Annotated in this window: 9 protein-coding genes; 3 read left to right on the plus strand and 6 right to left on the minus strand. The window is 62.9% G+C overall.

Annotated elements, in window-relative coordinates:
• Positions 1–107 precede the first annotated feature (107 nt).
• Positions 108–980, minus strand: coding sequence for an SDR family oxidoreductase (locus GSQ88_RS20740; protein WP_159009614.1), 873 nt, complete (start codon positions 978–980; stop codon positions 108–110).
• Between the two features lie 102 nt (positions 981–1082).
• Here GSQ88_RS20740 and GSQ88_RS20745 point away from each other — a divergent pair, with 102 nt between their 5' ends.
• The 3 genes from GSQ88_RS20745 (at position 1083) to ppc (ending at position 6637) form a co-directional block, all read left to right on the plus strand.
• Complete coding sequence (locus tag GSQ88_RS20745) at positions 1083–1895, plus strand: crotonase/enoyl-CoA hydratase family protein (protein WP_159009615.1); 813 nt, start codon at positions 1083–1085, stop codon at positions 1893–1895.
• A 169-nt stretch (positions 1896–2064) separates the two neighbouring features.
• On the plus strand, positions 2065–3612 hold the full coding sequence (locus tag GSQ88_RS20750) for an acyl-CoA synthetase (protein WP_159009616.1): 1548 nt from the start codon (positions 2065–2067) through the stop codon (positions 3610–3612).
• A 238-nt stretch (positions 3613–3850) separates the two neighbouring features.
• Positions 3851–6637, plus strand: a complete 2787-nt coding sequence (gene ppc, locus GSQ88_RS20755) for a phosphoenolpyruvate carboxylase (protein WP_159009617.1) — start codon at positions 3851–3853, stop codon at positions 6635–6637.
• 155 nt (positions 6638–6792) lie between these two features.
• Here the strand turns inward: ppc and GSQ88_RS20760 are convergent, their stop codons facing one another.
• From GSQ88_RS20760 to GSQ88_RS20780, 5 genes are all read right to left on the minus strand, one after another.
• A complete protein-coding gene (locus GSQ88_RS20760) occupies positions 6793–7911 on the minus strand; it encodes an SMP-30/gluconolactonase/LRE family protein (protein WP_159009618.1) in 1119 nt (372 codons plus the stop codon).
• A 155-nt stretch (positions 7912–8066) separates the two neighbouring features.
• Entirely contained in the window at positions 8067–8981 is a 915-nt protein-coding gene (locus GSQ88_RS20765; protein ID WP_159009619.1) for an SDR family oxidoreductase, read from the minus strand.
• Positions 8982–9156: 175 nt separating this feature from the next.
• The gene (locus GSQ88_RS20770) at positions 9157–10296 is read right to left on the minus strand and encodes a thiolase C-terminal domain-containing protein (RefSeq protein WP_159009620.1); all 1140 of its coding nucleotides are present in this window, start codon (positions 10294–10296) and stop codon (positions 9157–9159) included.
• A gap of 4 nt (positions 10297–10300) precedes the next feature.
• Positions 10301–10714: a Zn-ribbon domain-containing OB-fold protein gene (locus GSQ88_RS20775; RefSeq protein ID WP_159009621.1), complete on the minus strand. Its 414-nt coding sequence runs from the start codon at positions 10712–10714 to the stop codon at positions 10301–10303.
• A gap of 162 nt (positions 10715–10876) precedes the next feature.
• Complete coding sequence (locus GSQ88_RS20780; RefSeq protein ID WP_159009622.1) at positions 10877–11797, minus strand: LysR family transcriptional regulator; 921 nt, start codon at positions 11795–11797, stop codon at positions 10877–10879.
• Between the last annotated feature and the right edge of the window lie 36 nt (positions 11798–11833).

Raw genomic sequence — 11833 nt, forward strand, 5'->3', positions numbered from 1 at the left:
CGCGCCGGGACCCATACGCCGTGTCGTGTCAGTGTAGCACGATAGCGGACATTCTTAGCAACAACCGAAGCCAGGGGGTGATGGGTCCCGTTCGCAGGGACGACCGCTTACCCCCGCGCAGAGCGGTCCTTTTCGTTCTGGGCCTTGATCTGGTCGCGGGCGCGCTCCCAGTCGGCGTCGGACCAGTCGCGCAGCTCGTAGAAGTTTCCGCCGGTCGCCAGCGCCTGCGCGCCATCCATCGCGATGGTCTCGCCGCTGATCCAGTCGCAGCCGCCGGAAATCAGGAATACCGCGAGGTTTTGCAATTCCTCCATCTTGCCGACGCGGCCCATCGGATTGCGCGCGATGGTGCGCGCGCCCGGCTCGTCGCCCGGATTGAGCCGTTTGCTCATGCCCTCGGTTGGAATTTCACCAGGTGCGATGGTATTGAGACGAATGCCGTACTTTCCCCATTCCATCGCCAGCGACATCGTCATGGCGTGGATCGCGGATTTGCTCATCGCCGACGGCACCACATAGGGCGAACCGTTGCGCACCCAGGTCACGGTGATCGACACCACGTTGCCGCGCTGCTTGCCCGCGATCCAGCGCCGGCCGACCGCGTGCGTCACATAGAACGTGCCGTGCATCACGATATTGGCGACCGCATCGAAGCCCCGCGGTGTCAGGTCCTGCGTGCGGGAGACAAAATTGCCGGCGGCGTTGTTGATGAGGTCGGTGAGGGGACCCGCGGTCCAGATTTGCCCGATCATCTCGTCAACCGCGAGCGCGTTGCGGATATCGACGCCGTGGCTGACCACGCGGCCGCCGTGCAGGTCCATCAATTCGGTCGCGGTTTCGTCGCAGACGCTTTTGCGGCGGCCGCAAATATGAACCTCGGCGCCCAGTTCGAGAAAACGCGCCGCCATGGATTTGCCGAGGCCGGTGCCGCCGCCCGTCACCAGAATGCGCCGCCCGGCGAGAAGCTGATCGTTGAACATGGTTTCCACCCGAGGAGATTGTCTGTTAATTGGTCGTTTGACTAAATCCGGACAGCGCCGTCCTGTAAAGCGGCACCGAAGAATAAGCGTGGAGGAATTCTCATGGAACAACGCGTCTCGATATCGATTTCGGACGGTATCGCCGACGTCCGCCTGGTGCGGGCGGACAAGATGAACGCGCTCGATGCCGCGATGTTCGAGGCGCTGGTTGCCGCCACCGAGCGGTTGGGCCAAGAGAAAGGGGTGCGAGCGGTAGTATTGTCCGGCGAGGGCCGGGCGTTCTGCGCCGGCCTCGACATGGGCCGTTTCGCCGCGATGAAGGAAACGGGCGGTAACGGGATAGCGGGCGGCGAGAGCCGCGACCTGACCGCGCGAACCCATGGCCTGGTCAATTTCCCGCAACAGGCGGTCTGGGGCTGGCGCCAACTCCCGGTGCCGGTGATTGCCGCGATCCAGGGCGTGGCGTTCGGCGGCGGCTTCCAGCTCGCGCTCGGCGCCGACATGCGTTTCCTGGCCCCGGACGCCCGGATGTCGATCATGGAAATCAAATGGGGCCTGGTGCCGGACATGGCGGGAACGCCGATCCTGGCCAGCCTGGTGCGCGACGATATTTTGCGGGAGCTCACCTATACGGGCCGGATCTTCTCGGCGCATGAAGCCCTCGGCTATGGCCTCGCGACGCGCGTGTGCGACGACCCGCGCGCGGCGGCCTTCGAAGTTGCGCGCGAAATCGCGGGCAAAAGCCCCGATGCCATCCGCGCCGCCAAGCGGCTGCTCAACAAGCTCTCGGTCGATCCCGGTCCGGCGCTGCTCGCCGAGTCGGTCGAGCAGCAGAAGCTGTTGGGGAGCGCCAACCAGCTTGAGTCCGTGAGCGCCAACATCGAAAAACGTGCGCCGAAATTTGCGGATGTGTGATTCCACGCGCCGTCATGGCCGGCATAGCCGTCCGAAGGACGGCGTCGCTTCCGCTAGCCTATGTTCCGGCCATCCACGTCTTACCTTACGACAGCCGAAGTAAGACGTGGATCACCGGGACAAGCCCGGTGATGACGAAAACATCAGTGTTCCAATAAAGAAAAAACAAATGAGTGAAACGTCACCCCTCTTCCTCGGCATCGTCAGCGGCGAGCGTCGGTGCGATCATGCTGAAGTCGCCGACCGCGTGGCCCGCATCGCCAGCGGGCTGCATCAGCTTGGCGTCGGGCAGGGCGCCTGCGTCTGCGTTCTCATGCGCAACGACATCACCTTCATGGAAGCCGCCTATGCCGCGATGCGGCTCGGCGCCTATGGCGTGCCGGTCAACTGGCACTTCAAGCCGGAGGAAATCAATTACATCCTGCAGGACTCGCAAAGCTCGGTCCTGATCGGCCACGCCGACTTGCTGCACCCGTTGCGTGGCGCGATCCCCGCCGGCGTCACCGTGCTCAGCGTGCCGACGCCGCCGGAAATCCTGGGGGCTTACAGGATCGATCCTGATTTGCTCGGGCCACCTGATTTCGCGATCGACCTGGAATCCTGGCTTACGCAATACTCACCCTATGACGGGCCTGTGGTGCCGCAGCCGCAGAACATGATCTACACGTCGGGCACGACAGGTCACCCGAAGGGCGTTCGCCGAGCCGCGCCGACGCCGGAACAGACGCGCGCCTCGGAGCGGATGCGGGCGCTGATCTATGGCTTGAAGCCGGGTGTGCGGGCGTTATTGCCGGGTCCGCTCTATCATTCCGCGCCGAACTCATTCGGCCTGCGCTCGGGGCGTCTCGGCGGCGCGCTGGTGCTGATGCCGCGATTCGAGCCGGAGGAATTCCTGCGGCTGATCGAGGCGCAAGCGATCGACACCCTTTTCATGGTGCCGACCATGTTCATCCGGCTGTTGAAGCTACCGGAGGCGGTGCGCAAGAAATATGACGTCTCCTCGCTGCGCCATATCGTTCATGCCGCAGCACCTTGTCCGGCCGACGCCAAACGCGCCATGATCGAATGGTGGGGACCGATCATCACGGAATATTACGGCAGCACCGAAGCCGGCGCATTGACCTTTGCCACTTCCGACGACGCGCTGAAGAAGCCTGGCACTGTCGGCAGGATACTGGAAGGTGTCGAGCTGCGCTTTCTGGGTGACGATGGCGGCGCGGTAGCGCCGGGTGAAATCGGTGAAATCTATTCCCGGGCGGCCGATCAACCTGATTTCGCCTATCACAACAAACCCGAAAAGCGCGCCGAGGTCGAGTGCGACGGTTTTGTCACCTCGGGCGATGTCGGCTACATCGATCCGGACGGCTATGTCTTCATCTGCGATCGCAAGCGCGACATGGTGATCTCGGGCGGTGTCAATATCTATCCCGCCGAAATCGAGGCCGCGCTGCATGCGGTTGCCGGCGTCCACGATTGCGCGGTGTTCGGTATCCCCGACGAGGAGTTCGGCGAGGCATTGATGGCGGTGGTCGAGCCGCAGCCGGGTGTCACACTCGAGGCAGCCGACATCCGCCGTCAGCTCAAGACGTCGCTGGCCGACTACAAAGTGCCAAAACATGTCGAAATCCACCGCGCTTTGCCGCGCGAGGATTCCGGCAAGATCTTCAAGCGGCGCCTGCGCGATCCCTATTGGGAGCGGGCAGGGCGGAAGATTTAGAGCGATAGAACACACCGCCGTCGTCCCGGCGAAGGCCGGGACACATACGCCGTGTCCTATCGTTTGAGCGATGGGATAGACGCCTTCCGCAACATAACCACCAGTGGCTATGGGTTCCGGCGTTCGCCGGGACGACGAAAGGGCTCGCATCGATAAGGAAGATCGCCCTCATCTTGATCTTGCGCTGCGCCGCAAAAATTGCGACTCATGGCTGCCGGGCAATTTCTGGAGCAGATGGATGTCGTCCCAGATCATGCCTTCCGATACCGACGCACGTCCCAACCGCGGTGACGATGTCGCTGCCCTCGAAGCGGATGCCCTGCTGCGGGAGGATATTCGGCTGCTCGGGCGCATCCTCGGCGACACCGTGCGCGACCAGGAAGGCGCCGAATTGTTCGACCTGGTCGAGCGCATCCGGCAGACCTCGATCCGGTTTCACCGTGACGAAGACCGCCTGGCCAGGGGCGAGCTGGAAACCATCCTCGACGGTATGTCGATCAGCGAGACCGTGCGCATCGTACGCGCGTTCAGCTATTTTTCGCACCTCGCCAACATTGCCGAGGACCAGAACAATATCCGCCAGATGCGCGCGCGCGGCGCCCAGCGTCCCGGAACGCTCGCCAGCACGCTGGCGCATGCGCGCGAGGCCGGCTTCAGCGCCGCTGACCTGCGAAGGTTTTTCAAGGAAGCACTGGTCGGCCCGGTCTTGACCGCGCACCCGACCGAAGTGCGCCGCAAGAGCACGATCGACCGCGAGATGGAGATCGCGGCGTTGCTCGACCGGCGCGAGCGGGTCCAGTTGACGCCGGAAGAGCGCGAGGCCAGCGACGAGCAATTGCGCCGCGAAGTGCTGACGCTCTGGCAGACCAATTTGTTGCGCCGGACCAAGCTCACCGTGCTCGACGAAGTCGCCAACGGGCTGTCGTTCTACGATTATACCTTCCTGCATGAGGTGCCGCTGCTGCATTGCAGCCTGGAGGACCGGCTGAACCAGGAGGCGGGCGGCGACGCGGGCGAACTGGCGTCGTTCCTGAAAATGGGAAGCTGGATCGGCGGCGATCGCGACGGCAACCCATTCGTGACCGCCGAGGTGATGCGCGGCACGCTCCGGCTGCAGTCAAGCCGCGTGATGAATTTTTATCTCGAGGAACTGCACGTCCTCGGCTCCGAGCTGTCGCTGGCCGCCCATCTGGCCGATGTGTCCGAGGAACTGCGCGCGCTCGCCAAACGATCGCCCGATACCTCGCCGCATCGAAGCGGCGAGCCGTATCGACTGGCGGTATCCGGCATCTATGCGCGGCTCACTGCGACCGCCGCGAGGCTGGAGGTGGAAACCACCCGCCGGCCGGTCGGCGAGGCCGCGTCCTATACCAGCGTCAACGAGTTCAAGGCCGATCTCGACGTGCTCGATCGTTCGCTGATCGCGAATAATTCAGGCGTGATCGCGCGCGGGCGGCTGCGGCTGTTGCGGCGGGCGGTGGATTGTTTCGGCTTTCATCTGGCTTGTCTCGACATGCGGCAGAATTCCGCGGTGCATGAACGCACGGTGGCAGAACTGCTCGATGCGGCGATGCCCGGCACGTCCTATCTGGCGCTCGGCGAGGAGGCGCGGGTCGCGCTGCTGGCCGGCGAGTTGCGCAACGCGCGGCCGCTGACGTCGTCGTTCGTGAAATACAGCGATGAGACGCTGGGCGAACTCGCGGTGTTCCATGCCGCCGCCGAGGCGCATGGCAAATTCGGCGCGGACGTCATTCCCCAATGCATCATCTCGATGTGCAAGGGCATGTCGGACATGCTGGAGGTGGCGCTGCTGTTGAAGGAGGTCGGCCTGGTCGATCCCTCCGGCCGCAGCGCGATCAACATCGTGCCGCTGTTCGAGACCATCGAGGATTTGCAGGCGTCCTCCGGCATCATGGACCGGATGCTGGCGCTGCACGATTACCGCAAGCTGGTCGACAGCCGCGGTGCCGTGCAGGAAGTGATGCTCGGCTATTCCGACAGCAACAAGGACGGCGGTTTTGTCACGTCCGGCTGGGAGCTCTACAAGGCCGAAATCGGCCTGGTCGATGTGTTCGAGCGCCACGCGGTGCGGCTGCGGCTGTTTCACGGCCGCGGCGGATCGGTCGGACGCGGCGGCGGACCGAGCTATGATGCCATCATCGCGCAGCCCGGCGGCGCGGTGAACGGCCAGATCCGGATCACCGAACAGGGCGAGATCATCTCCAGCAAATATTCCAACGCGGAAGTCGGCCGCAGCAATCTGGAGATTCTCGCCGCCGCGACGCTCGAGGCCAGCCTGTTGCAGCCCCGGCAGAGCGCGCCACGCGCGGAATATCTGACCGCGATGGAGCAATTGTCGGCGCTCGCTTTCAAGGCCTATCGCGGGCTGGTCTACGAGACCGACGGCTTTGCCGACTATTTCTGGGGCTCGACCGTCATCACCGAAATCTCGACCCTGAACATCGGCAGCCGTCCGGCATCGCGCAAGAAGACCCGTGAGATCGAGGACCTCCGCGCCATTCCCTGGGTGTTCAGCTGGGCGCAATGCCGTTTGATGCTGCCGGGCTGGTACGGGTTTGGCAGCGCGGTCGAAACCTGGATCGCGGAACATCCGGACCAGGGCATGCCGTTCCTCAAGGAACTCTATCGCGAATGGCCGTTCTTCCGCATGCTGCTGTCGAACATGGACATGGTGCTGGCCAAGAGCTCGATCGCGATCGCCTCGCGCTATGCCGAACTGGTGCCCGACGAGGCGCTGCGCGAAAAGATTTTCGGCCGCATCCGGCGCGAATGGCACGCGTCGATCGAGACGCTATTGGACATCATGGGGCAGGATCGCCTGCTGCAGGGCAATCCGCTGCTGGAGCGCTCGATCCGCAACCGCTTTCCCTATCTCGACCCGCTGAACCATGTGCAGGTGGAATTGCTGAAAGAACATCGCGCGCAGAATCCCGACGAGCAGGTGCTGCGCGGAATTCAGCTCACGATCAACGGGATTTCGGCCGGCTTGCGCAATAGCGGGTGAGCTGTCGCCGCCTCAGCCGTCGTCCCCGCGAAGGCGGGGACCCATAGCCCCTGGCGTTGGAGTTGAAGTAAGGGCTTTAACTCCGTGCCAAAACGCGGCGGCACGGAGTATGGGTCCCGGCGCGGAGGCCGGGACGACGAGAGGTTGTCCCTCCCTCAACAATTATGCGCGCCCTGCGTCTCCACATAGACCGCATACAGCGACTGGCTCGCGGCCATGAACAGCCGGTTTCGCTTGCGACCGCCGAAGCAGAGGTTGGCGCAGGTTTCCGGCAGCTTGATCTGGCCGATCCGCGCGCCGTCGGGCGCAAAGATCTGCACGCCGTCATAGCCCTCGCCGACCCAGCCCGCGCCGACCCAGATATTGCCTTCGGTATCGACCCGCATGCCGTCGGGGAATCCCGATTTGCCGTCGAGCGTCATGTCGATCAGCGTACGCGGATTCGAGAGCTTGTCGCCGGTGAGATCGTATTGCCAGACGATGTTCTTGGCATTGGGGTAATGCGTGATGCCGGTGTCGCAGACATAGACCTTCTTGTAGTCGTGGCTGAAGGCGATGCCGTTCGGCTTGAACGGTTCGTCCGCCACTTTCGTCACTTGACCGGTTTGCGCGTCGAGGCGGTAGACGGCCTCTTTCTGATAGGGCTGGACCGTGCCGGTGTTGGCCTTCTGCCCTTCGTAAATGCTGACCGCGCCATAACCGGGATCGGTGAACCAGATCGATTTGTCGTTGGGATGCACCACGACGTCGTTCGGCCCGTTGAGCTGCTTGCCGTTGGCTTGCTCGGCCAGCACCGTGAGCGCGCCGTTGTGCTCGTAACGGACCAGCCTGGTCCGTTCGGCCGTGACTTGCCGTCCCTCGAAATCGAAGGTGTTGCCGTTACCTTCGTTGGATGGCTTGTGAAACTGTTCGGAGATGTGGCCGTCGTCGTCGAGATAGCGAAGCTGGCGGTTATTGGGAATGTCGCTCCAGACCAGATACTGGCCTTGCGCGTTCCAGGCCGGCCCCTCGGCCCACAGACAACCCGTATAGAGACGCTTGATCGAGGTGTTGCCGACCTTGGCCTTGAAACGTTTCTCGTCGATCACGACGATATCGGGGTCGGGATAGCGTTGCGGTTCGGCGTTGCGGCCGTAGTCGCGGGCGGAGGCTTCTGATGCCAGCGCGGTGGTGCCGGCGAGCGCCGCGGCGCCCTTCAGCAGCGTACGGCGGTCGAAACCCTTCGATCCGCCGCCGTCTTTCTCTTCGCTGGAAAAGGTCAGTAGGCTTGTCATGATTTCCTCCCATGTTTTTTTGTTGGGAGATAATCATATGCCCGCAATCCGGGCATAAAGCAGGCGAGCTTTGATCAAACAACCAAAGAGTGTGTCGTCCCGGCTCCCTTACGCGCAACTGCGCGCGAGGCCGGGACGACATTTTCATAAAACTGTCAGATTGGATCCCAGCTGAAGACGTCGGCGGAGCGGTCGAGCTTGGAGAACGAACCCTTCAGCGCCGGCATGCCGTGCTCGGCGATCGTCTGCGGCGTCCAGCCTTCGCCGCGGTGAACCGAGCGCACCGGACGATGCTGGCCGAACAGGAAGATCTCGTTCATGCGGACGCCGAAGATCTGACCGGTGACGTCCTTGGCGGCGTCGCTGAGCAGATAGGCGCACATCGGCGCGATCTTCTCCGGGCCCATCTGCTTGATCTTCTCGACGCGCGCCTTTTCAGCGTCGGTCTCGGTCGGGATGGTGCCGATCATGCGGGTCCAGGCGAACGGCGAGACGCAGTTCGAGCGCACGTTGAAGCGGCCCATATCGAGCGCGATCGACTTCGACAGCCCGACGATGCCGAGCTTCGCCGCCGCGTAATTGGCCTGGCCGTAGTTGCCGATCAGGCCCGAGGTCGAGGTGAAGTGCACGAAGGAGCCGCTCTCCTGCTCGCGATACAGCCGAGCCGCGGCGTGGCTGACATAGAACGAGCCCATCAGGTGCACCTTGATGACGGACTCAAACGCTTCCACGCTCATCTTGTGGAAGATCATGTCGCGCAGGATGCCGGCGTTGTTGACGACGCCGTCGAGCCTGCCGAAATGATCGGTCGCCGCCTTGACGATCTTGCTGGCCGGAATGGCCTCGGCGACGGTCTCGAAATTGGCGACCGCGGTGCCACCGCGCTTCTTGATCTCCTCGACCACTTCTTCGGCAGGCGCGGCACTCGATCCCGCGCCGTCGGCGGCGGCGCCGGGATCGTTGACCACGACCTTGGCGCCTTCCGCCGCGCAGAGCAGCGCGATCTCGCGCCCGATGCCACGGCCCGCGCCGGTGACGATGATGACTTTGTCTTGCAGTGATTTTGTCATTGGTGGTTCTCCCGGTGTCTTGCTTACCTCGCCCCGCTTGCGGGGAGAGGTCGGATCGCATCACAGATGCGATCCGGGTGAGGGGGACTCTCCGCGAGTCCTTTTGTGTGGAAGCGGCCCCTCACCCCACCCCTCTCCCCGTAAAAACGGGGAGAGGGAGAGGCGAGCAGTTCGCTCATTTCTCGTTGGTAAAGATGATCGTGCCTGACGCGGCGAACATGCCGCCGACGCCGTGGCAGACCGAGATCTTAGCATTCGGCACCTGCGCCGGCGCGATGCCGCGCATCTGCCGCACGCTCTCCTGCAAGGCATACATGCCGTACATCCCGGAATGCATGTAGCTGAGGCCGCCGCCATTGGTGTTGAGCGGCAGTTTGCCGCCGGGCCGGGTGTTGCCGTCGGCGATGAATTGGCCGGTCTCTTCATGCGGCATGAATCCGAGATCGCCGAGGCCGTAGAGCGGCAGATGCGCGAACGCATCGTAGATCATCACATGATCGACGTCCTTGTGGGCGATGCCGGCCTCCTTGAAGGCCAAGGGGCCCGCCACCTTGAAGGCGCGCGATGAGTCAAATGTCTTCATCTGGCTGACCATCGGGGTTTCCACACTCTCGCCGGTGCCGAGGATGTAAACCGGCTTCCTCGGGAAATCCTTGGCGCGGTCGGCCGAGGTCAGGATCAGCGCGCCGCCGCCGTCGGTCACGAGGCAGCACTGCAAGAGACGGAACGGATAGGCGATCATCCGCGAATTCAGCACGTCCGCGACCGTGATCGGGTCCTTCATCGTGGCGCGTGGATTTTTCGCGGCCCATTCGCGCTGCACCACGGCGACCATCGCGATCTGCTCGTGAGTGATGCCATGGGTCTTCATGTAGCGCAGCACCGGGATCGGGAACATGCTGGGCGGGCCATAGACGCCGAACGGCGCCTCGAACTGGCCGTTGAGGCTGTCGGCCGGGGTCGAGCGCGGTTGCTTGCCGATCATCGACTTGCCGCTTTCGGCATGCGTAATCAGCACGGTCTTGCACAGACCCGCCTCGATCGCCGCCGCGGCATGGCGGACATGCAGCATGAACGAGCAGCCGCCGACCGAGGTGCCGTCGACCCAGGTCGGCGTGATGCCGAGATAATGCGCGATCTGCTGCGGGGTCTCGACCGCGGTGGCGATGCCGTCGATGTCGGACAGTTTCAAGCCGGCATCGGCGATGGCGTTGAGTGCTGCATCCGCGTGCAACTGGATCTGCGACATGTTCGGGATAACGCCGAGTTCGGTGGTCTCGGCCGCGCCGACGATAGCAACTGCATTTCTGTGCATGATCTTAACCCTTCGCCGGGCGGAACTGGGGAAGGGTGATCTTGTCGTCGAGTTTCTCGAACGCGACTTCGAGCTTCATATCGAGTTCGAGCGCCTCCGGCGTCTGCGGACAATCGATGATGTTGCTCATCATGCGCGGACCTTCGTCGAGTTCGACGATGGCGATGGCATAAGGCGGCGTGAAACCGGGCGCCGCGGGCCGATGGTTGATGACATAGCTGTAGAGCTTGCCCTTGCCCGAGGCGTTGAACACGCTGACCTTGCGCGACGCGCAAGACGGACAGAACGGGCGCGGCGGGAAGTAGACATTGGCGCAGGCATCGCAGCGCTGCAGGCGGAGTTCGCCGGCCCGGGTGCCGTCCCAGAAATGCTGGGTTTCCGGTGTCGGTTTTGGTTTCGCGCGCGCGGGCTCGGCCATATTATTTCTCCCTGAGCAGGCTGGTTCGGCCTTGGTTGATCTCTTGATGCGCCATTCCGCGGCCCATCGTCAACAGCACAGCGCGTCGGTGCGGAGTTCGTTATTCCGGCTCGCGCAAAATAGCTCGGTACAGTCGCCATGCGCCGGAGGAAGTCGCAGACGCTAGCGATTGCAGTCTTCAATGTCTTTCAGGAAGTTTGCGCAGTCGTTGAACAATTGATCCGCAAATGCCTTGCTGAGGGGCGGAAGGGTGCGTCCCTTCTTTTTTATCAGGGCAACCGGCCGTCCAAAATTCCTGTCGCTGATGCGCTTGCTGCGCAAACCCGGTTCCGCCGCGATTTCACGCGCCAATGCCGGGAGTATGGTAATGCCGATGTCGGCGCGCACCATGCCAATCGCCGTCATCATGTAGGTCGCTTCGGCGACCGGCGTCGGCATCAGCTTCGCCTTGCTGAAGGCGAGGTCGGTCACCGTCCGCACGCTGGTACCGGTCTCCAGCATCACCAGCGGAAACTGCGCCAGGCGTTCGGCGGTAATGCGGCCGATTTTTCCAATCGGGTGGCCGTCAGGATAGACGACATTCATTTCGTCGCGGGCCTTGAACAACACTTCGATGTCGGAAAAGTCGACGTTGCCGCCGGTCAAACCAAGATCCACTTCCTCGGACCTGACAAGGCCGAGCAGCGCATTCGCAATGACGTCTTTCACGACAAACGAAGCGCCGGGATTCTGCTTTCGGAAGCATTTGATGGCGTCGGGAAGCAGGCCGGATGCAAACGACGGAAGCGCCGATATCCTGACGACGCCATGCCGCGCGGTCGAGACGCTCTTGAAGTCCAGCAGCGCGGAATCCAGATCCTGCAAGGTTCTCTCGAACGTTGGAAGCAACTCGCGACCCATCCGGGTGAGATTGACGGACCGGGGGGTGCGGTCGAACAGGCGCAACTGGAGCGCCTGTTCCAGTTGCTTGATCTGAACGGTCAGCGTCGGCTGCGAGACGTGCAGGAACTCCGCCGCCCGGGTGAAGGTCCCCAACCGGGCCACCGCAATAAACGACCGCATCTGCCGGAGATTAACGTCCATAGGACAATCGTATAACTGAGATTGGTTTATTTCAAT

This window comes from Bradyrhizobium sp. S69 (assembly GCF_009766005.1).
Classification (GTDB): domain Bacteria; phylum Pseudomonadota; class Alphaproteobacteria; order Rhizobiales; family Xanthobacteraceae; genus Bradyrhizobium.